We start from the raw sequence: 22,566 nt of genomic DNA, 5'->3' as shown, positions 1-22,566 counted from the left end.
CTGGGGCCCGCACCTCGAGGGTGCGGGCCCCAGCCCTACGATGCGCGAACCACTGGCTCGCGACGATCCGCGTCAGCGTCAGGCAGGAACGATGTTCTCGGCCTGCGGGCCCTTCTGGCCCTGCGTGACGTCGAAGGTCACCTTCTGGCCTTCCTGAAGCTCGCGGAAGCCGCTCGTGGCGATGTTCGAGTAGTGGGCGAACACGTCAGCGCCGCCGCCGTCCTGCTCGATGAAGCCGAAGCCCTTTTCCGCGTTGAACCACTTCACGGTGCCAGATGCCATATTGAATCTCCCTTGGGGGGCAGTGCCGGACTCCGCACTTTACGGAGCCGAGTCGCCGCGATGATCACCCCTCCGGAAGGATCCGGAAAGCTCTGCTAAGAAAAAAATTCTCCGGCAACCAAAACTGCAACTGCTATCACGCTAACACAGGTCGGATCCCGGCGCCCGTGTGATTTCCGGCGCGTTTTTCGGCGCGTCATAATTCTCGCGCGCCGCAGCCCGCAATTCTCTACTCGCTGGACTAGATATCCGCGTCGCGCCCGTCCAGCTTCCGGCGGATGTCGTGGTTCAGGCGATGGGCGTCCTCGAGCTGGTCCTCGAGCGAGACGATGCGGCACGCGGCCTCGACGGGGGTGCCCTGGTCGACCAGTTCGCGGGCGCGGGCGGCGATGCGCAGCTGGCGGCGGGAGTACCGGCGGTGGCCGCCCTCCGAACGCAGCGGCGTGATCAGCCCGGCGTCGCCCACGGCCCGCAGGAAGGCGGGGGTGATGCCGAGGACGTCCGCCGCCCGCCCCATGGTGTAGGCGGGGTAGTCGTCGTCGTCGAGATTGCCGGCGCCGGTGGCGTTCTCAGCGGGCATGACACCTTCACTTCGGGGACACGGCGAGGGGCCCGGGCGGGCGCGTCCCCCGCGCTGCGCGGAGTCGGCGGCCCACGGCCCCGTCCGGCAACCCTAACGCCGCCGGGTCCGCGGATGTGGCCTCGCCGTGACAGATTTCCACGCCGGCCGGCATCCACGCCGTCGCCGCAGCAGACGCCGTGCCCGCACCGCGCCTGACATCCGATGCGCCACGCGACGCCCTGGCGGAGGATGGACGGGAGCCGCGGCGGCGGCCGTACGGCCGGCCCGGCGAGGAGGCGCGGTATGGCCAAACCGGTAGTGGTGGGAGTCGACGGCTCACCGGCCGGCCTGCAGGCGGTCGAGACGGCGGCACGCGAGGCGGCGCTGAGCGGGGTGGGGCTCCGGCTGGTGCATGCCTTCGAATGGCCGTCGATCCACCCGCCGCCCGGTGGCCCGCCGTGGAGTCCCGCCGCGGCGGGCCTGCGCGAGCTGGCGGACGGCACGCTGGCCGAGGCGGAAGAGCGGGCCCGCGAGATCGCACCGCAGGTGGACATCACACGCGAGGCCACCGCCGGCGAGCCGGTGATGGTGCTGGAGAGGGAGTCGCGCTCCGCCTCGCTCGTCGTGGTGGGCAGCCGTGGACTGGGCGCGTTCGGCAGCCTGCTGCTCGGTTCCACCGCCGTGCATCTGGCCGCCCACGGCCGTTGCCCGGTGCTGGTGGTGCGCGGCCGTGCGAACCCGGCCGGTCCCGTGCTGCTGGCGGTGGACGGCTCCCCGGCGGGCGAACGCGCGGTCGAGTTCGCCTTCGCCGAAGCGTCGGTGCGCGGTGCGGGCCTGCTGGCCCTGCACGTGTGGAACACCCGCAGCGAACGGGCCCACGAGGGGCGCGGCGACCCGCTGAGCGTGGTGATCGACGTCGAGGCGCTCCGCGAGGAGGAGCGGCGGCTGCTGGACGAGACCCTCGCCCCGTGGCAGGCGCGGTGGCCCCAGGTCGCGGTGGAACGGCGCCTGGTGTGTTCCCGGATCCGCCCGGCCCTGATCGAGGCGAGCCGCGACGCACAGCTGGTCGTGGCCGGCGCCCGCGGGCGCGGCGGCTTCACCGGCCTGCTGCTCGGCTCGGTCAGCCAGGCCCTGCTGCACCACGCGCACTGCCCCGTCGCCGTGGTCCGCGGCCAGGACTGACGCTCCTTTTCCGGGGCGCGGGCGGCCGGTTGAGCCGCCCCCACGCGTGACCCGGCGCGAACAGCCGTACCGCTCCCGCCCGTTGAGCACTTCCGTGCCCCGCCGAGCGGGAACGCTTGAGCGCCTTTCGCGCCTCCCGGGCGGGAACTACTGTGTGCGCAGCGAGTGACTCACGAGGAGCGAAGACATGGTCGGTCGTCCGCGCACGCGTTGACGTTCGAGGCCGCGAGCGGCCCGTCATCGCGTGCTGCCCTTGATACGCGGCACAGCGAGCCTTCCTTTCCCGCTGCCCGGCCTGGCCGGCGCACCGGTCGTGCGCCGGTGGGCGGGTCTCGTCCTCGCTCAACCGAGGGGTCCCTGTGCCGTCCTCTTCCTCAGCCGTCTCCGATTCCGGTCGGCCCGTTCCGCCGAGCCTGTGGCGGGACGGCGACTTCCGCAGTCTCTGGCTGGGCCAGACCGCTTCCCAACTCGGCGAACAGTCGAGCCTGGTGGTCCTGCCGCTCTTCGCCGTCCTGACACTGCACGCCGGTGCGGGCGAGGTGGGCGTCCTGCGCGCGGTGGGGCAGGCGCCGGTCCTGCTGCTGTCGCTCTTCGCCGGCGCGTGGGTGGACCGGTGGCGGACCCGCACGCTGATGGTGCTGACGGACGCCGGCCGGGCCCTGGCACTGGGCGCCGCCGCCGTGGCCGGCCTCCTCGGCGGGCTCGGCCTGCCGGCGCTGCTCGCCGTCGCCTTCGCCGCCGGGGCCCTGTCCGTGTTCTTCGACGTGGCCTACCAGGCGTCCCTGGTACGGCTGGTCGGGCGCGACCAGCTGGTGCGGGGCAACAGCGCGCTCGAGGGCAGCAGGTCCGCCGCGCAGACCGGCGGTCCCGCACTCGGCGGTGCGCTGGTGTCCGTGCTGTCGGCGCCGGTCGCCGCCGCCGTGAGCGCGGTGTGCTTCGCGCTGTCGTTCGTGTCGATCAGGCGGATCGGCCGCCGCGAAGCCGTCCCGGAACGCTCGGCAGGTCCTCCGCGGATCCGGGGGCGGATCCACGAGGGCCTCCGCTTCGTCGCCCGCGACACCTTGCTGCGGACGGTGTGCCTGGCCTCAGCGGCCTTCCAGTTCTTCTTCGCGGCCGTGATGACCGTCTACCTGCTGTTCCTGCCACGGGACCTGCACCTGTCGGGCGCCGCCGTCGGGCTGGCACTCGCGGCCACGGGGCCCGGCGCGCTGCTGGGCTCGCTGCTGGCCGCCCGGCTGCCGAGCCGCTGGGGACACGGCGCCGTACTCGTGTCCGCGGCGGCAATCGGCGACGGCGTGTTCCTGTTCGTGCCCGCGCTGCACGGCGCCTGTGCGGTGACGGTTCCCGCGCTCCTCACGGTCGACTTCGTCTTCGGGGCCCTCGGCCAGCTGGTGAACGTCACGGTCATGGCCGTCCGGCAGACCGTCACTCCGGACGCGATGCAGGGCCGCGCGGCCGCGACGATCACCTTCGTCGGCATGGGGCTGACCCCGCTCGGCTCGCTGCTCGGCGGCGTTCTCGCGGACGAGTGGGGAACGCGCACCAGCCTCCTGCTCGCAGCCGCGGGCATGCTGCTGTCACCGGCGCTGATGGCCCTGTCCCCGCTGGCCCGCCTGGGACGCACCCTTCCCGCCCCGCCGCAGGCTCCGGTCCCCTCCGCGTGACGGCTCGGAGGGGCGCGGAACAGGCGGCGCTGACGCGCCCGGTTGCCGCCGGGCAGCCTCGCGGCGACAACCGGGGGAGCGGGCCGTACCGGCCTCGCGCGGCTCACGGCTCATGGCCGAACCGTCGGCCCTACGGGACACGGTTCGTGTGTCCGGCCCGCCACCGGCCGGGTGCCACATCCCCGGTGTTCCAACCCGCGGACGACGCACCATCTGCGGGCGTCCCCGAGAGGTCTCCGGCCGGGAGCGTCACCAGCCGAGGGCGTCCTCGTCGGCTCGCGCGCTCGGGGCCGGGGCGACCGGGGGCGCCTCGTGGCAGGTGAAGCCGAGCCGGGTCAGTGCCCGGCGCATTTCGGCCACGGTGAAGTCCCGGCGGTTCTGCCTGGTGACCACTTCCCCGACCTGCATCACGGGGTACAGGCGACGCCCGATGGTCACGGACACGCCGGTGACGGGTTCGGGCGCGACGCCGCTCATGGACTGTTCGACCTCGCCTTTGGTCAGGTCGAACGGGAAACGGGCGATGACACAGCGCATGGATGCCTCCACAGGGTGGGGAAGGACGCCCCGGAGAGGCCGACCGCACGACGACGGCCGGACGGGGCGGACGGAGCGGGACGGACGGCGGTCAGGGGGCGAGTGCGAGGACGCCCAGGGCGTAGCCGTACTCGTCGATCACGGGGGACGCGTCCAGGGTCCGGCCCCGCATGGCGGCTTCCGCCTCGCCGAGCGCGGCCCCGGACGGGGTGAACGGTCCGCGGTCGAGCGGGATGTCCCGCAGCCGCGTCCGGTCGCTGTACCACGAGCCGCCGCGGTGCGCGGCGAGCTGCGCCCGGGTGACCAGTCCCGCGCACCGCCCTTCCTCGTCCTGCAGGAGCAGGTGCGGGACGCGCGCGCCGATGAGCACGGACAGGGCCACGTCGACCGCCATGTGGTCGTCGACCTGCGGTCCGGGAGCGTGCATGGCGTCGCGGGCGGTCAGACCGGTGCCGTGGGCGCAGCCGGCCTGCTGGGTTCGGGGCGGAAACGGCGTCAAGGGCTTCTCCTCGTCGTCGGGGCGGGCGGGACGAGCGACGGCTCGTTCCGCCCGCAGGGCGCGTCCCCGGGTGCGGGCTAAGGGTTCCTGCGCGCGGGCCGGCGGGACCGAGCGGCGGCGGCCCGGCCCCTGCGCTGCCGTCCCCCGGACCCTGCGCCCTCGCGACGAGCTTCGGCCGGTACGGCGAGGGCCACGGGCACGCCGGAGGGGGTGCGGGCGCCGGTGATGCGCTGCAGCTCGGCCTCGCCCGGGCGGATCCGGGCGGTGCGCGCGGCGATGCCGGCGTCGGCCATCAGGCGGTCCACCGCGCGCCGCTGGTGCGGCAGCACGAGCGTGACGACCGTGCCGGACTCGCCGGCGCGCGCGGTACGGCCGCCGCGGTGCAGGTAGTCCTTGTGGTCGCCGGGCGGGTCGACGTTCACGACGAGGTCGAGGCCGTCGACGTGGATGCCGCGGGCGGCGACGTTGGTGGCGACCAGCACCGTGACGTGGCCGTCCTTGAACTGGGCGAGCGTGCGGTTGCGCTGCGGCTGGGACTTGCCGCCGTGCAGGGCCGCGGCGCGCACCCCGACGGACAGCAGGTGCTTGGCCAGCCGGTCCGCCGCGTGCTTGGTGTCCAGGAACATCAGCACGCGTCCCTCGCGGGCGGCGATCTCCGTCGCGGCGGTGTGCTTGTCGTCGTCGTGCACGTGCAGCAGGTGGTGCTCCATCGTGGTGACCGCGCCGGCGGACGGGTCGACCGAGTGCACGACGGGGTCGTGCAGGTAGCGGCGTACCAGGAGGTCGATGTTGCGGTCCAGGGTGGCCGAGAACAGCAACCGCTGGCCGCCGGCGGGGACTTGGTCGAGCAGCGCGGTCACCTGGGGCATGAAGCCCATGTCGGCCATCTGGTCGGCCTCGTCGAGGACGGTGACGGCGACCTGGTCCAGCAGGCAGGCTCCGCGCTCGATCAGGTCCCGCAGGCGGCCGGGCGTGGCGACGACGACCTCCGCGCCGGCGCGCAGCACGTTCACCTGGCGGCCGATCGACACGCCGCCCACCACGGTGGCGAGCCGAAGGCGCAGGGCGCGGGCGTACGGGGCGAGCGCGTCGGTGACCTGCTGGGCCAGTTCCCGGGTCGGTACCAGGACGAGGGCGAGCGGCTGCCGGGGCTGGGCCCGCTGCCCGTCCAGACGCGCCAGCACCGGCAGGCCGAAGGCGAGCGTCTTGCCCGAGCCGGTACGGCCCCGGCCCAGGACGTCCCGGCCCGCCAGCGCGTTCGGCAGGGTGGCCGCCTGGATCGGGAACGGCACGGTCACGCCCTCGGCGCCGAGGGCGGCCGACAGCCGTGCGGGCATGTCGAGTTCGGCGAACGTCTGCGCCGCCGGCAGCGGCTCGGTGAGGGTGACCGGCAGGGCGAACTCCTGCCGGCGCGCGGCGGGGCGTGCGCCCTGGCCGGACGTGCGTCCGGTGCCGGGACGAGAGCCCTGGCGGCCCGCCCCTTGCGAACGGAAACGGCTGCCGGGAGCGGAGCCCGCCGAACGCGCGGACCTTCCGTCCGCGCGGGAGCCATTGGACGTGCCGCCGGTACGGCGGGTGCGGTTCATGGAGGAACCTTCCTCGATGCGGCGTATCGAGGAATTCCGTCCGGCGGTGCAGGACCGCATGCGGATTCGCAAGAATGAGCCGAAGAAAAAGTGAAGAGTCGGGCCTTTTTGTGCTGGGCCCGCAGTTGTCCGTGGTCCGGGAAATTCGGAAAACGAACAGAGTGAATGGGTGGGGGCCCGCACCCCTAGAGTGCGGGCCCCGACCACATGATGCGCGAGCCACCGGCTCGCGACGATTTTCGCGTCAGCGTCAGGCGGGAACGATGTTCTCGGCCTGCGGGCCCTTCTGGCCCTGCGTGACGTCGTAGCTCACCTTCTGGCCTTCCTGAAGCTCGCGGAAGCCACCGTTGCTGATGATGTTCGAGTAGTGGGCGAACACGTCAGCGCCGCCACCGTCCTGCTCGATGAAGCCGAAGCCCTTTTCCGCGTTGAACCACTTCACGGTGCCAGATGCCATACTGAATCTCCCTCGGGGGCAGTGCCGGACCCGCACTCTGCGGAGCCGAGTCGCCGCGATGATCACCCCTCCGGAAGGATCCGGAAAGCTCTGCAAAGAAAAAAATCTCTGGCAACCAAAACTGCAACTGCTACCACGCTAACACAGGCCGGATGGACGCGGCGATGCGTTGTCGCGGGTGTCGGGTAATTCCTGTGCCGCTCCGGTGGGTATTTCTGTCGCGGCGGAGCTAGATTTTCCGTGCCGGGCCGCTCATTCCGCCTGCTCTGCCGTCTCCCGCAGACGCCCGCTCTCGGCGAGTGCGGCGAGCGCCGACAGCCGCGAGGCGGTCAGCGGGTTCCCGGGGCCGGCGGCGGCGAACAACCGGCCTGTCGTGCCTGCGGGTTCACCCGGCGGAAGGACCAGGAGCACCCAGCGGCCCACGCTGCCCCAGTCCAGCGTGATGACGTGCGCCCCGCTCCCGGGCCCGGCCGGTTCCACGGCGATCACGCGGCCCGGCGCGATGACCGCGTGCGGGGCGTCGGGCCATGCGGAGAGGTCCACGACGACGCGTACCACGGCACCCGGCGCGGGCTCCAACGCGTCCACCAGAGCAGGGAGTTCGAGTTCCAGCGCGTCGCAGCGCGGCCACCAGGCCCCGTCCAGCGAGCCGTGGCCGGCGTCCGGGGCGAGGGCCAGGCGGGGCCGGGGCATGTGGTACGTGCGGGCGTCCATCATCGGCGCGCTTTCGGCAGGTGTTCCGCTGAGTTCCATCGCGGTCCGTTCCGGGAGTCGCCGGGCGACTGCCCGTGTCGTCGCTCGCCGGGAACGGCACCGCCGGTCGCGCTGCGCGAAATGCTCTCGGTACGGTCAGGCTACGCCTGATCGGAGGGAAGCGGGCGAGTCGGTCGTACGACCGTACCGGCTCCGTCCTCTCACAGGTCTTCCGCCCCGGCTGCTCCGGACCCTGGCCGCACCTCGTCGGAGTGTGCCTGTGCCCCCTGCGCCGGCTTGCTGGCGGCGAGCCAGGACCGGGCGGGTTCCGCGGCGCGCTCGGTGTCGAGGGTGAGATGGAGCCGGGTCCCCTCTCCCCGGCCGACGGGGTAACTGCGCTGCTCGGTCGAGGCGAAGCAGCGGCGCAGCACTTCGGCGACGCGCCGGGCCACGTCCGGTGTCGGGGCGACGATACGGACCTCGGCGTGGCCCTCGGCGGGCAACGGCTCGTGCTCCATACGGACCTCCTGGCAGGCGACGGGTGACAACCAGGCGCGCGGATCCTGCCCGGGACGCCGGGCAACGGTGCGGGGTCGTGGCGTGTTTCAGCGGTGGCCCTCGTCTGAAGGGTATGCCGGGCAAGGGCGGCCGTGCGTGAGGCGATGGCCTGCGGGTCGCCGTGGTGGGACGGGCCGGTCGGCGGCGGGTGCCGGGCCGCCGTCGCGGGCCGGGCCCGGAGTACGGTGGAACGTACCGAGGGCATGCCGTGCACCGGCTCCGGCACCGGTGCCGCTCTCGGCGACCGACGACGCGGGGCCGGTCCTGGACCGATCCCGGGGCAGGGTGCGTCCGATGACCGCGCTCATACTTCTCCCGACGACGGCGGACCTCCCCGTACCGGGCAAGCGGCGCGGGCGCACGCCGGGGCGTCCGAAGCGCCAGCAGGGAGCCTCGCCCCCCGAGGGCACACGCCTGCACGAGCTGACCCGTGGCCAGGTCGAGGACCGCCGGCGGGAACTGGGCGACCTGTACGCGCAGGCCTCCGGCGGCAGCCCCTGGGCGTGGAACCAGGCGCGCACCGCCTTCCTGCGGCATCTCGCGGCCGACGCACGACGGCCCGGATTCTCCCTGCTGATCGCCGAGACCACCGCCCTGACCGGATGCGCCTACGGCTTTCCCGCGGGCGGCGCCGGTCCGTGGTGGGCGGGGTTCGACGGGCACGTTCGGGGCGGTCTGCTCCGCCGCGCCGACCCCGGGCCGCTCTTCGTCGTCTCCGGGATCGTCGTCCCGCCCCGCGTGTGCCGGGAGCACCAGGACCGGTCCTGGAACCTCGCCCGGCGTCTGCAGCGGCGACTGCTCGCCGGTCAGCGCGCCGCGCTCGGCGTCACGCTGGTGGACGCCGGGGACGACGGTGCCGTTCAGGCGTTGCGGTCCTGGGGCTGGAGGAGTGCCGGAGACGAGATCTTCACCGGCGCGGGGCCCGGCCTGTTCCGCGTTCTGGTGCTGACTCCGGAGGGGTGAGCGCCCGCCGGGCCGCCTCGGCCTGCGCCGCACGCATGCCCGAGCCGGACTCCTCCGGGCCCTCGAACGGCGAGGTCTCGCCGTACCCGAACTCGGGGACGAAGTCGGGGGCCTGGAAGGGATTGGTCGCCGGGGGCGGCGATGCCGCGGCGGAGGAGCGGGGCTGCTCTTCCAGCGCGGAGAACAGTGACGTCACTTCGATGAGGGACTCTCTTTCGTGTCAGGTCCCCGAAGGGGCCTGGGTGTGTCGCGACCGGACACAGCGGTCCTACAGCTTGGTCATCTTCGCGTACGGGCTCAGGATCCGCATCTGCGCCGAGCCGAAATCCACGAGCGCCGCGACGCCGTCCTCGATGCCGATCACACGGCCGAGGCCGTACACGTCGTGCGTGACCTGGTCGCCCACGACGAAGTGCTTGGGAACCGGTGTGACCGGGGCCTTGAAGGGGCTCGTGGGCAGGTGACGCTTGGGCGCAGCAGGCTTTGTCATGACTCAGTATGAGCCCATCTGCGTCCCGTTTGGTGTGGCCGTCGGCACAGATCCACACGGCAGCCACCTCGGCACTCCGCTGACCTGGCATTTCACGACGAGACACGGCGAAAATCGGCCGCAGGCGGATCCGGTCAGCTGTCCCGTCTGATCCACTCGCTGCTCCCCAGCGGGTAGTCGTAGCCCGGGCGGTTCACGTCGGCGCTGGTGCGGAACGGGGTGCCGTTGTCGTCGATGTGGACGGTGCCGTGGCGGCTGCCGCTGGACCAGTCCAGGGTGAGGTCCCACCGCACGTCGTGCGCCTTGGTGTGGGCGGTGACGTAGAAGACCTCCGGGTCGGACTCGCTGACCTTGTACGGGAAATCGCGCTGGCCGTTCTTGACGGTGACCATGGGACTGCCGTTGTCGAGGTCGATGTCGAACGACTTGGTGTCGACACCGCCGCCGCAGCCGACGCCCATCGAGTAGTCGTTCCAGGCGAGCGGCGCGTCCTTGGAGAGGACGCGCACGTGCAACGCCTCCAGGATCACGGTCTCCTCGCCGGTGCCCTGGACGGTGAGGGCGACCCGCTGTTCGCCCGAGGACACCGCCCCGTACGCGGCGGCCCAGCGCGGGGCGTACTGCTCGTTCACCGGCGGGCCGACCTGCTCGGGTTCGCTGTTGACGAGGAAGTGCTGGCTGCACGGGTCGTCGTAGACGTAGGGCCGGGTGCCGACAGTGAGCGGTACGGCACCGGTGGCCCCGCCGTCGGCGCGCTGGTCCCCGCCCTGCCCGTCGCCCTGTGAAGTACCGGACTTGGCTCCCTCGGACGCGGTGGCGGAGGCGGAGGCCGATGCGGACGGCTTGTGCCCCTTCGCGCTCGGGGACGGCGAGGGGGACGCCTTCCCGGCGTCCGCCGTGCCGGTGGCCCTGGCGGTGGCACCGGCCGCCTGCTGGTCCCCCGTGTCGTTCCCGCCACCGAGCACCGGGCGCACGGTGAACACCACGGCTCCCAGCACGGCGGCGGCCGCGACGCAGGCGATCAGTACGGTACGGCGACGGCGGGGACGCCGCGGCGGCGCCGGCGCGCTCGGCACGTCGACGACAACTGGCTCACCGTTGTCGTCATGGCTCTCTGCAGAGTCAAGCGCATCCTCAGAACCAACAGCGTCAGCCGAACCGGCTGAACCCACGGAACCGGCGGGGCCGGCTTCCTGAGCCGAACCCGTCCCCGCGCCCTTGTCCGCCCCCCTGCTTCCCCGTGCTCGTGCCGCGTCGGCCAGGATCCAGCGCCGGTGCAGCTCCACCAGCTCCTGCGGCGTCGCCCGGCAGACCCGTGCGAGGCGCTCCACCGGTGCGTACTCGACGGGCACCGCCGTGCCGTTGCAGTAGCGGTGCAGCGTCGACGTGCTCATGTGCATGCGCTTGGCGAGCGCCCCGTAGCTGAGTCCCGAGCGGTCCTTGAGCTCCCGCAGCAGCCGGGCGAACGCCTCCGTTCCCCCGGCCTCCGTTGTCCCCGACACCCGTTCCCCGTCCCCTCGTGTTCCAGCCGCGCGTTCCAGGGGCACTGCGTTCCCCCTGGTCAGAGCGCGTTTCGGTGTTCCAGCGTCCCCAACTGCCCGCCGTGCGTGGCGGCCGGGACGGAACACCTCACAAGCTTCGGTCATCCAACCACCATCCCCACCCGAACACCGAAGGGGTAAGCCGCATGTCCAGCCTCCGCACTTCCCGCACCCGGCTCGTCGCCGCCGCCGCGACCGTCGTTCTCGCCGCGCTCTCCCTGACCGCGTGCGAGGACGGAACCGGCGTCCATGCATCGGACGCCCAGACGCCGACCACCGCGACCGCCAACACCCCGTCCACCACGCCCTCTTCGGGCGCGTCGTCCTCCGCCACCTCTTCTTCCGGCTCCGGCTCCTCCTCCCCGCAGGCCAGGCCCACCACCGGCACGGCACGGCCCGCCGCGGGCACGTCCGCGTCGAAGCCGCGCGTGCCCTCCGGCAAGCCGGTCACCTGCGAGGGGGCCAACACCAAGACGGTCGCGGCCCCGCTGAACCGCCCGGTGAACCACATGCTGCTCACGGTGACCAACACCGGCAGCGCCCCCTGCTACCTCTACGGCTACCCGGCCGTCCGCTTCGGCGAGGCCCAGGCGGTGCCTCCGGTCATCGAGGCCTCGCAGCCGCAGGCAGTCGTCACGCTCGCGCCGGGCGAGTCCGGCTACGCCTCCGTGAACCTGTCCGCCACGGACGGCAGCGGCACGAACGGCCACACCGTGAACTCCCTGACGGTCTATTTCCGCGGCCGTTCCGGCAACGAGAGCGTCGGCACGGGCGCTCACCCGGCGCTGCCCGCGAAGGGCGTCTACGTCGACGACTCGCTCAAGGTCACGTACTGGCAGCAGTCGATGGACGACGCCGTCCAGTGGTGACGGCTCAGCGCCCTTGAAGAACCAGCCCCCGGATCCGAGCAGGCAGGTGACCCACCATGCGCAACACCCGCAGAATCTCCCGCTTCGTGACCGCCTACGCCCGCGCGGCCTTTCAGGTGATCGTCCTGGGCGGCACAGGCCACCTCGCAGAGCAGGCGGGAGTCCGCCGGCGTCACCGCACCACCTGAACAGGGCTCCCGCGTCAGTCGGTGGCCCGACGGGTGGCGTGGGTGTCGGCGAAGTCCCAGACCACGGGGAGGAGTTGCCCGGGAGTCTCGATCTGGGGCATGTGACCGGTGCGGGGAAGGATCTCGAACTCCGCGCCGGGGACGGCGGTGGCGTACGCACGTCCGTACTCCATGTCGACGACCTGGTCGCTCTCGCCCCACGCGACGAGCACGGGGACCGTGACCTTGGCCAGGCGCTCGCGCAGCGTGGGGTCGGCCATGGCGTGCGGGCCCGAATAGACCTGCAGCGCGGCCCGGTTGGCGGCCGCGGCGGCGCGCTGCGCGTCGGAGAACGTGCTGGGGTCGATGCGGAACCTGTCGACGTCGTGGAAGGAGAGAGCGGACAGCTCGGCGGGCGTCAGGGTGAAGGGATCAGCGACCGGGTGGCCGGGGACGTGAATGCCGGCGGCGTTGACGAGGACGACGCCGCTGATCCGGTCACTGCCGAGCAGGGCGATCTCGGCGGCGATCCAGCCGCCTATGGAATTGCCGACGACGGTGACGTCCTCCAGGCCGAGTTCGTCCAGCAGTCGTACGTAGACCTGGGCGAGCGTGGGCACGTCGGTCAGCCAGTCGGGCCGGGCGGTGCCGCCGAAGCCGGGGTGGACGGGGGTGATGACCCGCGCCGGCCGCTGCTCGGCCAGGAGCCCGGCGAACCCCGTGACGGTCTGCGGACCACCGCCGCCGTGCAGAAGCAGAAAGGGATGCCCCTTGCCCCGCTCGTCGACGGTGAAGCTCAGGTCGACGTCACCGGCGTCGAGGGCGAGGGTGATCGTACGGGCGGTGGTCGTCATGGAAGTCTCCAAGTCAGGGTCTGACGGCGGGGGTTGCTGGCAGGGGCCGTCACGCGTAGTCGGTCGCCGGCACGGTGGCGTACCGGCCCATCACCCGGGCGGTCGCCTGGGGGGTCAGCTCCTGGCCGCCGGCGACCATGTCCCGCAGGTCGCGGAAGTACTGCACGTACAGGTCGGGCGTGAACGTGTTGAGCATCACCGCCGGCTCGTCGCCGAGGTTGGCGAAGGTGTGCGGGGCGCCGGGCGGGATCATCGCGAGGGTGCCGGCCGGCGCGACGTGGGTCGTCTCGCCGACGGTGAAGTGCACGGTGCCGGAGACGACGTAGAAGCCCTCGTCGTGCTGGGCGTGGCGGTGCTGCGGGGGCCCTTCGGTGTGCGGGGCGAGGGTGATCTCGGCCATGCCGAGACGGTGCCCGGTGGTGCTGCCGTCCTCAAGAATGCGGATCTGCGCCGGGCCCAGACGGATCGTCTCGCCGTCGCCGGGACCGACCACGGAAGCCTCGGTCATCGCCATCTCCTCTCGTGAGAGTCAACTCTCACGAACGGAGATTAGAGGGACCAGGTCTCGTCATGCAAGTGGACTCTCATAACGAGAGCGGCCACTGATAAGGTGATGGCGGATGGGCGGACACGAAAGGAGACGCACCCGTGGCGATGACGCAGTCGGCCACCGGCCGCAGTAACCAGAAGAAGCGCACGCGTACGGCGATCCTCGAAGCCGCCCGCGGACTCATCGGCACGGGCGGCGAGGTGACCATGCCCGCGATCGCGCGCGCGGCCCTGGTCTCCGAGGCCACCGCCTACCGCTACTTCCCCGACCTCCCCTCGCTGATCAGCGAGGCCCTGGCCGGCGCCTGGCCGCCCCCCGCCGAGGCGCTCGCGCCGGTCGCGGACTCCGCCGACCCCGTCGAACGGGTCGCCTTCGCCTGCGAGTTCCTGTTGCGCGGGGTACTCCTCCGGCAGGGAGCGGTGCGCGCCATGATGGCGGCCACCATCACCCGCCCCGAGGCGGCGACCGCCAGGCCCGGTGTGCGCTTCGGATTGATCGACTTCGCTCTCCGCCCACTGGAGGACACGCTGGGCGCGACGGATCCGGAAGCCCTCGCCCAGCTCAAGCGGGACCTCGCCGTGGTCGTCTCCGCGGAAGCCCTCTTCTCCCTCACCGACCTGTGCGGCCTCGACCCCGAGGACGCCATCGCCAGCGCGGTACGCACGGCGACGACGCTGACGGAAGCCGCACAGCGGACGATCCAGCGAGGATGAGCCGGGCCCGCCGAAGGGCCGGGAGCTTGGGCGCCGGCTGCGGTGGTCCGCGGCTGGTCACCGGACTTCATCTGCAAGGACGCCGAAGGCCGAACCTGCTGCTTGCGCCGCTTACGTGCTCCTGGGCCGGCGCCGTTGCCGTGGTGCCCGGCCGGCAACCGGGCGCCACGACCGCCCATGTCAGGCCGACGCGGTGGCCGCACCGCCGAAGTGCCGGGCGAAGAACCGCACCGCGCTCTCGGCCTCAAACCGGGGCAGTTCCTTGTGCTTGCCCGAGTTCACGTGCAAGGACTTCTCCTTCGAGGAGAAGGCGTCGAACAGCGCGAGACCCTCCTCACGCGAGATGTGCTCGTCGTCCCACTGCATGTCGAACTCGATCGGTACGGTGATCTTCTTCGCCTTCTCGGCCAGAGCGTCGGGCCAGTGCTGACCGAAGACCGCGGCGGTGATCCTGGAGTCGATCGCGACGAACGGTATGCCGATCGCGGTGCCCATGTTGATGCCCCAGAAGCCGACCGGTCCATCGGTGCCGATCTCCGGCAGTTCCTGGAGGGCGTCCAGGGTCGCCTGGTACTCGGGCACGGCGAGCTCGGCCAGGTGGGCGTTGTAGCGCACGACGATCGGGCCTTCCGGCTCCCCCGCCGCCCGCGCCCGGAACAGCTCGGCGATTTCCGCCTCGTCGTGTGCCGTGCGCGGCCGGTCGCCGTGACCCGGTGCGTCGATGACGGCGACGTGGAAGCCGCAGCCAGTCACCAGGAGCCGCGCACGGCCCGCCATCGCAGGGTGCTTCTTGTGGTTGCCGCCGCCGTGGGCCATCAGAATCAGAGGCGCGCGATCCGACGCGGGGGAGGCCGGTGACCAGAGGACGCCGGGGACGTCACCCATGGTGAAGTCGCGTTCGAGGATGCCGTTCGACGAGGACTCAGCGGTGAACTGAAAAGAGCGCATGGTGTTGCCTTTCGGGAGAGCCTTGTTGTCGAGGCGCTCCCGGCGACACCTAGGTCAATCGCCGGCCGTGACGGGAAGGGGGAGCACCCACGTCGATACAGCGTTCATGGGTCTCACCTCCTCGGGCGGTGTCACGGGCAACCGGAAGCTAGCAGCTTGATCATCACCCCTTCAAGCCTTTTCCCCGCCACGTGATCACCACTGCTCCGCACACAGCAAAAAGGCCCAGGTCTCTGACCTAGGCCTTCGTCATGGAGCGGGTGACGAGAATCGAACTCGCGCTCTCAGCTTGGGAAGCTGATGTTCTACCATTAAACTACACCCGCGTAAGTACGGACATGATCCTCGCGGAGCCGGTGTCCGGACCTTGCTCACTGTACATCATCGCAGACCCCTGGTGCCCAGAGCCCGGGGGTCTGCGTCGTTTTCCGGGGTGGGATCCGGCTGCGGGCGGGCGGAGTTGGGGCGTACCGTGGAGGCCTCGCGGAGGGCTCGGGGGAGGCCGGAGCGCCGCCTGGAGAGTCGTCTCTTTGATCCCGTAATGTGGCTTTTGTCGTCAGGGTCGTAAGCCCGACGAGGCTCTTGGGGAAGGGACTTGAGGGACTTGATGGAACGCACTGTCGTCCGTTGCGCGGACGGGCACGTCTTCAGCACCGCTTCGTTCCCGATGCAGCAGGCCGACCGGCTCGGCCCCGGCCGGCTCATGAGGTGTCCCCGGTGCGCCCGGCTCCGCAGCGTGGTGCCGGTCGCCCTGGAGAAGCGCTAGCCGAGGACGCCGTAGCCGTGGCGGAAGACGCCGGCGGCAGATGCGGTGGCAGTAAGAGGCGAGAGGGGACGGGACCGTAGGAAGCGGTGGCGCAGGCTGCCGTTGTTCGACGGCGCGAGCCGTCACCGGGCGCGCGGAGTCGTCACGATTGTCACGGCTGCGCGCGCCTTGCGTATCCTCGCTACGTGCTTCTCTCAGACAAGGACATCCGGGCCGAGATCGACGCCGGGCGGGTACGGATCGATCCCTACGACGATTCCATGGTGCAGCCGTCGAGCATCGATGTCCGGCTGGACCGTTACTTCCGGGTGTTCGAGAACCACCGGTACCCGCACATCGACCCCTCGGTCGAGCAGCCCGATCTGACCCGGCTGGTCGAGCCGGAGGGGGACGAGCCGTTCATCCTGCACCCCGGGGAGTTCGTGCTCGCCTCGACGTACGAGGTCATCACGTTGCCGGACGACCTCGCCTCGCGGCTGGAGGGCAAGTCCTCGCTCGGGCGGCTCGGGCTCGTCACGCACTCCACCGCCGGGTTCATCGACCCCGGCTTCAGCGGGCACGTCACGCTCGAGCTGTCCAACCTCGCCACCCTCCCGATCAAGCTCTGGCCGGGGATGAAGATCGGGCAGCTGTGCATGTTCCGGCTCAGCTCGCCCGCCGAGTTCCCGTACGGCAGCGAGCGCTACGGCTCCCGGTACCAGGGGCAGCGCGGGCCGACCGCCTCGCGGTCCTACGTCAATTTCCATCGGACCCAGGTGTGAGGGCCACAGCGACATGAGTGAAGTGCGGGAGAACCTGACCTACGAGGCGTTCGGCGTCGCCATCCGGGAGCTGGCACAGACGATCGCCGACGACGGGTACGAGCCCGACCTCGTGCTCAGCATCGCCCGGGGCGGGGTCTTCGTCGCGGGCGGGCTCGCCTACGCCCTGGACTGCAAGAACATCCACCTGGTGAACGTGGAGTTCTACACCGGGGTGGGGACCACCCTCGAAATGCCGGTCATGCTGGCGCCCGTCCCCAACGTGATCGACTTCTCCGACAAGAAGGTCCTGATCACCGACGACGTCGCCGACACCGGCAAGACGCTCAAGCTCGTCCGCGACTTCTGCCTCGACACCGTCGCCGAGGTGCGCTCCGCGGTGGTCTATGAGAAGTCCCACTCCCTCGTGAAGTGCGAGTACGTCTGGAAGCGTACCGACGACTGGATCAACTTCCCGTGGAGCGTCGAGCCGCCCGTGGTCAAGCGCGCCGGGCAGGTGCTCGACGCCTGAGGGCGCCGGGCGCGGTCACTTGGTGCCGGTCGGGCGGATGTCGTCCAGGCTGTCGACGGTCGTCACAGGCGGTGGAGGTGACGGCGTGGGCACCTGGATGAGGCGGGGGACGTAGACCATGTCGCCATGCCTGAACTCGGCCTTCCACGACGTCCGGTAGCACACGATCGTGGTCGGGTCGCGCTGTGTCGCATAACACTGAGCTGCCGACTTCGCGGGCGCTGCCCAGGCACCCGTCGGCGCGGCCCAGGCGCCGAGGGCCAGGCAGCAGGAGGCCGCGGCGGCGAGACCGGCGATCCGTGAGGCTGCTTTCTGCATGCTCATCACCCGTGAGGTTGCTGGGCTTCAGCGCTCGGAATGGTGGAGTTTGCGGGCCGCTTCCTGCCGGGTGTGGACGCCGAGTTTGGCCAGTACCGCGCCCACGTGGTGCCCGGCGGTCTTGGGTGTGATGTAGAGGCGGGCCGCGATGTCGGCATCCGACAGGCCCTCGTGCAGCAGCTTGAGGACGTCCATCTCCCGGAGGGTCAGCCCGTACGGATTGGCGCGGGTGGCCGCCCGCGGGCCACGCCGGACCGGGCGGACGCCGCGGGTACGCATCACGGCGCGGGTGCGTGCCACGGCCGGCCGGGCGCCGAGGGCCTCGAAGGCGGCCAGTGCCTCGTGCAGCGCGGGCGCGTCGCCGGACAGGCGGACCAGCGCCGCCTGGTACGGGCAGCCGAGCCTGTCCCACTGGACCGCGGCGCCCGCCCAGTCGCCGGCCAGCTCCAGCGCGCAGGGTCCGGCCGCGGGCACCTGCGGGGTTGCTCCTCCGACGCGGCGGATCCAGCAGGCCAGGGGCCCGGAGAGCCAGGGATGGGTACGTCCCGCCAGCGCGTCCAGACCGCGTTGTGCCTCCGTCCGCACCCGCTCGTGGTCACCGGCCAGCCAGGCCGCCTCCACCCGGGCCTCCCACCCCAGGCCCGTGTCCAGCAGGCAGTCGGAGTCGACCAGGTTCGCCGCCCGCTCCAGCAGCGGCCACACCTGGCCCTTGCCCTGACGGGCCCGCACCAGGCCCAGGACGGTCAGGGCCAGGGCCCGGACGACCGCTGGTGAGCTGGGATGGGACAGGACGTTCTGTGCGGCGTCGGCGGCCTGGCTCCACAGGCCCCGGGCCAGCAGCCCCCAGCTGCCCCAGGCCCGCGCGCACAGCAGGTACGACAACAGGTCGCGGTCGAGGCAATAGGCTTCCGCCCGGTTCACGGCCGCGGTGGTCTTGGCGGTGTCCCGCTTGAGCGCGGTGAACCAGCACATGTTGAGCGCCAGCAGGCCCGCGTCCTCCGGCAGCTCCTGCGCCATCGCGCTGGTCACGGCCTGTTCGCAGTCGTCCCAGCCGGCGTCTTCGCTCAGCATGCGTGCCGCCGCGGCATGGAAGCGGGCCTGGACGACCACCCCGGCATCGCCGAAGCGCTCACCCAGCGCGGTCGCCTTCGCGGCGTAGGCGTCGGTCACCGTGACCGCCTCATGCCCGTAGCAGGCCAGCTGGCAGAGATTCAGGTACGCCCGGGCCAGCTCGGGGCTCGGTCCCAGTTCTTCCAGCACCCGCACCGCGTCCAGGCCGGTCCGCCTGGCCTCGACGGCGCGTCCGTCCGGCCACAGCCAGCACGACAGCCAGCGCAGGTCCTCCCCCTCGCGCAGCCGGTCGCCCAGGGCACGGCGCAGCTTCACCGCCCTGCGGCGGGAGGCGACCCCCTCGTCCAGCCGGCCGGACAGGAGGCAGGCCTGCGAATGCCCTTCCAGCAGGGAACTCTGTCGGCCGGCCGGCAGGCGGTCGGCGTACCGCAGGGCGCGGGCGTACTGGGCGGCCGCCTCCCGGTGCGCGCCCAGCGCGGCGGCATGGGCGGCCGCGGCGGGCGCGAACTCCAGTACGGCGGCCGCGTCCCCGGCGCCCTCGGCGTGATCGGCCAGCAGCGGCAGATCGTCCGCGGCGACCGGGCCGGACCGCATCGCCGCCAGCGCCTGCCGGTGCACCCGCAGACGGTAGGCGGCGGGCACGGACTGCAGCACCGCCAGCCGGGTCAGCTCGTGGCGGAACTCGGCCATCTGCCCGTCAGTCCGTACGATTCCGCCGGCCACGGCCTCGTCGAGCGCCTCCTCGCAGGCCGGCAGCATGCCGGCCAGCAGCGGCAGCGAGGCCCGGCGCCCCAGGACGGAGAGCACGTCGACGACCTCGCGTGCCGCGGCGGACAGGCCGGCCAGGCGGCCGGCGACGGCCTCGCGCACCGTGGCCGGGATGGACTCGGCGGGGGCGGCCAGGATCTCGGTGACGATGAACGGGTTGCCGGCGGAGACCTGGTACAGCTGCTCGGCGTCGACGGCGTGTCCGGCGGCCAGCCGGGCCACGGCCCGACGGCTCAGCGGGGCCAGGTCGTGGCGGTACACCCACGGATAGCCGGCGAGGGTGCCCAGGAGGGCGGTCACGTCGTGGGTGCGGCCGATCTCGTCGTCGCGGTAGGTGACCACCAGCAGCGCCGGAACGCTCGGCAGACGCCGGGCCAGGTACCGCAGCAGGTCCATCGTGGCCTCGTCGGCCCAGTGGACGTCCTCCACGACCAGCAGGCTGGGATAGGAGCTCAGGTCGGCGAGGAGGCAGTCGAAGACCTCGTCGGAACGGCAGGTGCCGGCCAGCGCGCCGGTCAGGGCGGTACGCACCGCCTGGCCCAGGCGCGGAGCCAGGTCCACCAGGGGGCCGAGGGGGCGGGGTGTGGCCAGCGGGTCACAGGCGCCGACCAGGACCCGGATCTGGGGACCGGCCAGCTGGGTCAGACGGTTGACTACGGCGGTCTTGCCGATGCCGGCCTCACCGCGCACAAGGGCCAGGCGCCCAGGGCCGCTCACGGCGTCCTGCAGGTGGCCGGTCAGGTCCTGGAGCACGGTCTCTCGCTCCAGCAGGTCCATCACCCGCCAGTTTCCCTCTGTGACCGGAGCCGCGCAAAAGATCCAGACCGATCAAGGAGGGTTGGCTGGTGGGGTGTTCTCGCGGGATTCCCGGGTGGGATGTGGGGTCCGCCGGGGTGGAACTTGGGGCGTCCGCCCGATGTGTCCCCGGCGGCGTCAGAGCATGCTGACGAAAAGAGCCTAACCCGGCCGGTTGTCACGTCACGAGAATTCGGGGAATGACGCGGGCCGAGTGGCGGGGCCTGACTGGGTCATCACGCCGAATGGATGGCCGTACCGAATAGGCCCTGAATCGGCACAATCGCACTCCTCGAAAAGGAATCGTCATGATCCACAAGATCGCAAAGCGCACAGCGGTACTGACCGCATCGGCCGCCCTGGCCGCGGGTGGGGCCCTGATCCCGTCTGCCGCGTTCGCCGCCCCGACGCCCACAGTCGCTCACGTCACAGCGCCGAGCGACAACGGCGGAGGCAACAACAACAATAACAACAACAATAACGGCGGAGGCGGAAACAACAACAATAACAACAACAACAATAACCACCGCAAGGGTGGGCACCGCCAGAACAACAACAACAACAATAACAACAACGGAGGACGTGCAAACAACAACAACAATAACAACAACGGTGGAGGCGCGAACAACAACAACAATAACAACAACAACGGAGGCCGCGCGAACAACAACAATAACAACAACAACGGCGGTGGGGCCAACAACAACAATAACAACAATAACAACGGAGGTCGCGCGAACAACAACAACAATAACAACAACGGTGGAGGCGCAAACAACAACAATAACAACAACAACAACGGAGGGGGCGCCAACAACAACAACAACAACAACAACGGAGGTCGCGCGAACAACAACAACAATAACAACAACAACGGCGGTGGGGCGAACAACAACAATAACAACAACAACGGTGGCGGGGGCGCGAACAACAACAACAATAACAACAACAATGGGGGCGGGGCGAACAACAACAATAACAACAACGGCTGAACTTCACAGTCCGGCGGCCGATGGTGCACACGCACCCGGCCGCCGGGCTGTTTTATGGTCGCGCCTCGGCGCCTCAACTCTGGTCGCCGCCGGCGCTGAAGAGAATCGCTGCCGTTGCGGCGGCATTGATCGTGGTGAATCGCTTGGCGAGCTTCACTCGGTCGGCCTTCCGTCGTCGCTGGTGCCAAATCGCCGGCTTTGGCGGACAGGATGGCGACGACGGGCCGGGAAGGATTACCAGGCACGCTGCGGCGTCCGGCTTTCCCCCTGTACAGCCCCCGTAAAAAGGGCCCCCGGCTGCCTTGCCGGGGGCCTTTCGCGTGCCGTGCCTCGAGGACTAGAACGTCCCCAGCTTCACTATCGACAGCAGCGCGATCAGCTGGATCGCCGACGCGCCCAGCGCCTTCGGCCAGGGCAGGTCGTGCGAGCGGGAGACCATCAGGGTCAGCAGCGCGCCGGCGCCGATCCAGGTGGCCCAGCCCAGCAGCTGCACGAAACCGGCGTCGCCGCCGAAGAACATGGCGAAGACCAGGCGGGGCGCGTCGGTGAGGGCGGTGATCAGCATGGACAGGCCGACCGTCGGCTGCCAGGCGCCGTCGCCGCCGAGCTGGCGGGCCAGGGTGTGGGTGACCACGCCCAGGATGAACAGGCCGAGCACCATCACGACCGCCGTGATCAGCACGATCGGCACCGCGTTGGAGAGCGTGGCGCTGATCGCGTCCTGGCGGGCGCCGTCGAAGCCGAACACGGCCAGCAGGCCGTAGAGGAACGTGGTGATGAGGGCCGGGGCCCACATCGTGTAGTCCCGCATGCGCAGGAAGGTCTGGTTGGGGGAGAGGACGATCCCCCTCAGCAGTTGCTTCCAGTGCAGCGGTGGGCCCAGCGGGGCGGCGGGCGCGGGGGCCGAGCCGGCCTGGTAGGTGGCGCCCTGGGTGTAGCCGGCGGCCTCGTCGATCGAGAACGCCTGGGTGTGGCCGGGGTTGTTCGCCGCGTACGGGTCATGGCCCGCGGCGCCGCCCGGGTGGCCGCCGTCGCCGAAGTACTCCGGCCCGTCGCCGGCCGCCGGGCCCGGGTAGCCGTACGCCTGCCCCTGCTGCGCGTACGGCTGCCGGCCCGGCTGCGGGTACGACTGCTGCGGGTACGGCCGCTGCTGCGCCTGCGGGTAGCCGTACGAGGGCCCCGAGGGCTGCCCGTACGGCGCTCCCGGCTGCCCGTGCTGCGGTCCGGGCCGGCCGTACGACGGTCCCTGCGGCGCCTGCTGTCCTTGAGGGGTGCGGTTGTCCCGGTCCCCGCGTCCGATCCTGAATCCAGCCACGTCATCGAACGTACCCGGTCCGAAAGAGTGACGTGCCCGGCCCGGGCGTCCGGGCCGGGCTTTGCGGCCGACCTGTGACATCCCCTAAGGGACCGTCAGGGCACGGCCCCGGGGATTTCCAGGGTCCCGCCCCGCCGGGCCTCAGGGACGCACC

Annotated in this window: 27 protein-coding genes and 1 tRNA gene; 10 read left to right on the top strand and 18 right to left on the bottom strand. The window is 71.3% G+C overall.

Going from position 1 to position 22,566, the window contains the following annotated elements:
- Nucleotides 1-78: 78 nt before the first annotated feature.
- Together AB0950_RS28815 and AB0950_RS28810 are read right to left on the bottom strand one after the other, a co-directional pair.
- Nucleotides 79-282, bottom strand: coding sequence for a cold-shock protein (locus AB0950_RS28815; protein WP_007383480.1), 204 nt, complete (start codon nt 280-282; stop codon nt 79-81).
- Nucleotides 283-523: 241 nt separating this feature from the next.
- Entirely contained in the window at nt 524-862 is a 339-nt protein-coding gene (locus AB0950_RS28810) for a MerR family transcriptional regulator (RefSeq protein ID WP_360154477.1), read from the bottom strand.
- Between the two features lie 285 nt (nt 863-1,147).
- On the opposite strand from AB0950_RS28810, the gene AB0950_RS28805 reads away from it, so the two are divergent.
- Together AB0950_RS28805 and AB0950_RS28800 are read left to right on the top strand one after the other, a co-directional pair.
- Nucleotides 1,148-2,026 carry a universal stress protein gene (locus AB0950_RS28805; protein ID WP_360154474.1) on the top strand — a complete coding sequence of 293 codons (879 nt, stop codon included), beginning with the start codon at nt 1,148-1,150 and terminating at the stop codon, nt 2,024-2,026.
- A gap of 359 nt (nt 2,027-2,385) precedes the next feature.
- Nucleotides 2,386-3,690, top strand: coding sequence for an MFS transporter (locus AB0950_RS28800; RefSeq protein ID WP_366779711.1), 1,305 nt, complete (start codon nt 2,386-2,388; stop codon nt 3,688-3,690).
- 249 nt (nt 3,691-3,939) lie between these two features.
- Here the strand turns inward: AB0950_RS28800 and AB0950_RS28795 are convergent, their stop codons facing one another.
- From AB0950_RS28795 to AB0950_RS28770, 6 genes are all read right to left on the bottom strand, one after another.
- Nucleotides 3,940-4,227 carry an SCO5918 family protein gene (locus tag AB0950_RS28795; RefSeq protein WP_360154468.1) on the bottom strand — a complete coding sequence of 96 codons (288 nt, stop codon included), beginning with the start codon at nt 4,225-4,227 and terminating at the stop codon, nt 3,940-3,942.
- A 91-nt stretch (nt 4,228-4,318) separates the two neighbouring features.
- Nucleotides 4,319-4,654 (bottom strand): hypothetical protein, encoded by a 336-nt coding sequence (locus AB0950_RS28790; protein ID WP_360154554.1) that lies wholly within the window; start codon nt 4,652-4,654, stop codon nt 4,319-4,321.
- 149 nt (nt 4,655-4,803) lie between these two features.
- Nucleotides 4,804-6,312, bottom strand: a complete 1,509-nt coding sequence (locus AB0950_RS28785) for a DEAD/DEAH box helicase (protein ID WP_360154465.1) — start codon at nt 6,310-6,312, stop codon at nt 4,804-4,806.
- Nucleotides 6,313-6,562: 250 nt separating this feature from the next.
- Complete coding sequence (locus AB0950_RS28780; protein WP_360154462.1) at nt 6,563-6,769, bottom strand: cold-shock protein; 207 nt, start codon at nt 6,767-6,769, stop codon at nt 6,563-6,565.
- Nucleotides 6,770-7,021: 252 nt separating this feature from the next.
- Nucleotides 7,022-7,522, bottom strand: a complete 501-nt coding sequence (locus tag AB0950_RS28775) for a DUF5994 family protein (protein WP_366779710.1) — start codon at nt 7,520-7,522, stop codon at nt 7,022-7,024.
- Nucleotides 7,523-7,683: 161 nt separating this feature from the next.
- A complete protein-coding gene (locus AB0950_RS28770; protein ID WP_360154456.1) occupies nt 7,684-7,980 on the bottom strand; it encodes a hypothetical protein in 297 nt (98 codons plus the stop codon).
- 334 nt (nt 7,981-8,314) lie between these two features.
- Here AB0950_RS28770 and AB0950_RS28765 point away from each other — a divergent pair, with 334 nt between their 5' ends.
- On the top strand, nt 8,315-8,983 hold the full coding sequence (locus AB0950_RS28765) for a hypothetical protein (RefSeq protein WP_360571747.1): 669 nt from the start codon (nt 8,315-8,317) through the stop codon (nt 8,981-8,983).
- On the opposite strand, the gene AB0950_RS28760 is transcribed toward AB0950_RS28765, so the two are convergent.
- From AB0950_RS28760 to AB0950_RS28750, 3 genes are all read right to left on the bottom strand, one after another.
- On the bottom strand, nt 8,928-9,179 hold the full coding sequence (locus AB0950_RS28760; protein WP_360154450.1) for a hypothetical protein: 252 nt from the start codon (nt 9,177-9,179) through the stop codon (nt 8,928-8,930). The genes AB0950_RS28765 and AB0950_RS28760 overlap by 56 nt on opposite strands.
- A gap of 72 nt (nt 9,180-9,251) precedes the next feature.
- Nucleotides 9,252-9,473, bottom strand: coding sequence for a hypothetical protein (locus AB0950_RS28755; protein WP_360154447.1), 222 nt, complete (start codon nt 9,471-9,473; stop codon nt 9,252-9,254).
- Between the two features lie 134 nt (nt 9,474-9,607).
- Nucleotides 9,608-10,975: a helix-turn-helix transcriptional regulator gene (locus tag AB0950_RS28750; protein ID WP_366779708.1), complete on the bottom strand. Its 1,368-nt coding sequence runs from the start codon at nt 10,973-10,975 to the stop codon at nt 9,608-9,610.
- A 185-nt stretch (nt 10,976-11,160) separates the two neighbouring features.
- Between AB0950_RS28750 and AB0950_RS28745 the strand changes: the two genes are divergently transcribed.
- Both AB0950_RS28745 and AB0950_RS28740 read left to right on the top strand, forming a co-directional pair.
- Nucleotides 11,161-11,883 carry a DUF4232 domain-containing protein gene (locus tag AB0950_RS28745; RefSeq protein ID WP_366779707.1) on the top strand — a complete coding sequence of 241 codons (723 nt, stop codon included), beginning with the start codon at nt 11,161-11,163 and terminating at the stop codon, nt 11,881-11,883.
- Between the two features lie 56 nt (nt 11,884-11,939).
- The gene (locus tag AB0950_RS28740; protein WP_360154438.1) at nt 11,940-12,071 is read left to right on the top strand and encodes a hypothetical protein; all 132 of its coding nucleotides are present in this window, start codon (nt 11,940-11,942) and stop codon (nt 12,069-12,071) included.
- A 14-nt stretch (nt 12,072-12,085) separates the two neighbouring features.
- Here the strand turns inward: AB0950_RS28740 and AB0950_RS28735 are convergent, their stop codons facing one another.
- Entirely contained in the window at nt 12,086-12,904 is an 819-nt protein-coding gene (locus AB0950_RS28735) for an alpha/beta hydrolase (RefSeq protein WP_366779706.1), read from the bottom strand.
- A 49-nt stretch (nt 12,905-12,953) separates the two neighbouring features.
- Nucleotides 12,954-13,412 (bottom strand): cupin domain-containing protein, encoded by a 459-nt coding sequence (locus AB0950_RS28730; protein WP_360154432.1) that lies wholly within the window; start codon nt 13,410-13,412, stop codon nt 12,954-12,956.
- Between the two features lie 146 nt (nt 13,413-13,558).
- On the opposite strand from AB0950_RS28730, the gene AB0950_RS28725 reads away from it, so the two are divergent.
- Complete coding sequence (locus AB0950_RS28725; protein ID WP_366779718.1) at nt 13,559-14,167, top strand: TetR/AcrR family transcriptional regulator; 609 nt, start codon at nt 13,559-13,561, stop codon at nt 14,165-14,167.
- 180 nt (nt 14,168-14,347) lie between these two features.
- Here AB0950_RS28725 and AB0950_RS28720 read toward each other — a convergent pair whose 3' ends face one another.
- Nucleotides 14,348-15,115 carry an alpha/beta hydrolase gene (locus AB0950_RS28720; RefSeq protein ID WP_360571757.1) on the bottom strand — a complete coding sequence of 256 codons (768 nt, stop codon included), beginning with the start codon at nt 15,113-15,115 and terminating at the stop codon, nt 14,348-14,350.
- Nucleotides 15,116-15,367: 252 nt separating this feature from the next.
- Nucleotides 15,368-15,441, bottom strand: a tRNA-Gly gene (locus AB0950_RS28715).
- A gap of 281 nt (nt 15,442-15,722) precedes the next feature.
- Between AB0950_RS28715 and AB0950_RS28710 the strand changes: the two genes are divergently transcribed.
- The 3 genes from AB0950_RS28710 to AB0950_RS28700 all read left to right on the top strand — a co-directional run bounded on the left by AB0950_RS28710 (nt 15,723) and on the right by AB0950_RS28700 (nt 17,153).
- A complete protein-coding gene (locus tag AB0950_RS28710) occupies nt 15,723-15,881 on the top strand; it encodes a hypothetical protein (protein WP_330338750.1) in 159 nt (52 codons plus the stop codon).
- A 185-nt stretch (nt 15,882-16,066) separates the two neighbouring features.
- Nucleotides 16,067-16,642, top strand: a complete 576-nt coding sequence (dcd, locus tag AB0950_RS28705; protein WP_360154422.1) for a dCTP deaminase — start codon at nt 16,067-16,069, stop codon at nt 16,640-16,642.
- 13 nt (nt 16,643-16,655) lie between these two features.
- On the top strand, nt 16,656-17,153 hold the full coding sequence (locus AB0950_RS28700; protein ID WP_360154419.1) for a phosphoribosyltransferase: 498 nt from the start codon (nt 16,656-16,658) through the stop codon (nt 17,151-17,153).
- 15 nt (nt 17,154-17,168) lie between these two features.
- Here the strand turns inward: AB0950_RS28700 and AB0950_RS28695 are convergent, their stop codons facing one another.
- Both AB0950_RS28695 and AB0950_RS28690 read right to left on the bottom strand, forming a co-directional pair.
- Complete coding sequence (locus tag AB0950_RS28695; protein WP_360154416.1) at nt 17,169-17,471, bottom strand: hypothetical protein; 303 nt, start codon at nt 17,469-17,471, stop codon at nt 17,169-17,171.
- A gap of 27 nt (nt 17,472-17,498) precedes the next feature.
- The gene (locus AB0950_RS28690; RefSeq protein ID WP_366779705.1) at nt 17,499-20,087 is read right to left on the bottom strand and encodes an AAA family ATPase; all 2,589 of its coding nucleotides are present in this window, start codon (nt 20,085-20,087) and stop codon (nt 17,499-17,501) included.
- A gap of 326 nt (nt 20,088-20,413) precedes the next feature.
- Here AB0950_RS28690 and AB0950_RS28685 point away from each other — a divergent pair, with 326 nt between their 5' ends.
- Nucleotides 20,414-21,097, top strand: coding sequence for a hypothetical protein (locus AB0950_RS28685; protein ID WP_366779704.1), 684 nt, complete (start codon nt 20,414-20,416; stop codon nt 21,095-21,097).
- Nucleotides 21,098-21,434: 337 nt separating this feature from the next.
- On the opposite strand, the gene AB0950_RS28680 is transcribed toward AB0950_RS28685, so the two are convergent.
- Nucleotides 21,435-22,493: a YIP1 family protein gene (locus AB0950_RS28680; RefSeq protein ID WP_360571765.1), complete on the bottom strand. Its 1,059-nt coding sequence runs from the start codon at nt 22,491-22,493 to the stop codon at nt 21,435-21,437.
- Between the last annotated feature and the right edge of the window lie 73 nt (nt 22,494-22,566).

Origin of the sequence: Streptomyces sp. NPDC007189 (assembly GCF_040703635.1) — a bacterium.
Taxonomy (GTDB): Bacteria; Actinomycetota; Actinomycetes; order Streptomycetales; family Streptomycetaceae; genus Streptomyces.
Note: the sequence above shows the minus strand (reverse complement) of the source record. Positions and strands in the feature narration are given on the sequence as shown.

Coding starts and splice junctions, on each gene's coding strand:
- AB0950_RS28815 (WP_007383480.1), bottom strand. CDS start 282: ATGGCATCTGGCACCGTGAAGTGGTTCAACGCGGAAAAGGGCTTCGGC.
- AB0950_RS28690 (WP_366779705.1), bottom strand. CDS start 20,087: ATGGACCTGCTGGAGCGAGAGACCGTGCTCCAGGACCTGACCGGCCAC.
- AB0950_RS28775 (WP_366779710.1), bottom strand. CDS start 7,522: ATGGAACTCAGCGGAACACCTGCCGAAAGCGCGCCGATGATGGACGCC.
- AB0950_RS28740 (WP_360154438.1), top strand. CDS start 11,940: ATGCGCAACACCCGCAGAATCTCCCGCTTCGTGACCGCCTACGCCCGC.
- AB0950_RS28755 (WP_360154447.1), bottom strand. CDS start 9,473: ATGACAAAGCCTGCTGCGCCCAAGCGTCACCTGCCCACGAGCCCCTTC.
- AB0950_RS28785 (WP_360154465.1), bottom strand. CDS start 6,312: ATGAACCGCACCCGCCGTACCGGCGGCACGTCCAATGGCTCCCGCGCG.
- AB0950_RS28735 (WP_366779706.1), bottom strand. CDS start 12,904: ATGACGACCACCGCCCGTACGATCACCCTCGCCCTCGACGCCGGTGAC.
- AB0950_RS28770 (WP_360154456.1), bottom strand. CDS start 7,980: ATGGAGCACGAGCCGTTGCCCGCCGAGGGCCACGCCGAGGTCCGTATC.
- AB0950_RS28720 (WP_360571757.1), bottom strand. CDS start 15,115: ATGCGCTCTTTTCAGTTCACCGCTGAGTCCTCGTCGAACGGCATCCTC.
- AB0950_RS28790 (WP_360154554.1), bottom strand. CDS start 4,654: ATGCACGCTCCCGGACCGCAGGTCGACGACCACATGGCGGTCGACGTG.
- AB0950_RS28745 (WP_366779707.1), top strand. CDS start 11,161: ATGTCCAGCCTCCGCACTTCCCGCACCCGGCTCGTCGCCGCCGCCGCG.
- AB0950_RS28810 (WP_360154477.1), bottom strand. CDS start 862: ATGCCCGCTGAGAACGCCACCGGCGCCGGCAATCTCGACGACGACGAC.
- AB0950_RS28795 (WP_360154468.1), bottom strand. CDS start 4,227: ATGCGCTGTGTCATCGCCCGTTTCCCGTTCGACCTGACCAAAGGCGAG.
- AB0950_RS28680 (WP_360571765.1), bottom strand. CDS start 22,493: ATGTCACAGGTCGGCCGCAAAGCCCGGCCCGGACGCCCGGGCCGGGCA.
- AB0950_RS28725 (WP_366779718.1), top strand. CDS start 13,559: ATGACGCAGTCGGCCACCGGCCGCAGTAACCAGAAGAAGCGCACGCGT.
- AB0950_RS28805 (WP_360154474.1), top strand. CDS start 1,148: ATGGCCAAACCGGTAGTGGTGGGAGTCGACGGCTCACCGGCCGGCCTG.
- AB0950_RS28780 (WP_360154462.1), bottom strand. CDS start 6,769: ATGGCATCTGGCACCGTGAAGTGGTTCAACGCGGAAAAGGGCTTCGGC.
- AB0950_RS28765 (WP_360571747.1), top strand. CDS start 8,315: ATGACCGCGCTCATACTTCTCCCGACGACGGCGGACCTCCCCGTACCG.
- AB0950_RS28730 (WP_360154432.1), bottom strand. CDS start 13,412: ATGACCGAGGCTTCCGTGGTCGGTCCCGGCGACGGCGAGACGATCCGT.
- AB0950_RS28700 (WP_360154419.1), top strand. CDS start 16,656: ATGAGTGAAGTGCGGGAGAACCTGACCTACGAGGCGTTCGGCGTCGCC.
- AB0950_RS28685 (WP_366779704.1), top strand. CDS start 20,414: ATGATCCACAAGATCGCAAAGCGCACAGCGGTACTGACCGCATCGGCC.
- AB0950_RS28695 (WP_360154416.1), bottom strand. CDS start 17,471: ATGCAGAAAGCAGCCTCACGGATCGCCGGTCTCGCCGCCGCGGCCTCC.
- AB0950_RS28710 (WP_330338750.1), top strand. CDS start 15,723: ATGGAACGCACTGTCGTCCGTTGCGCGGACGGGCACGTCTTCAGCACC.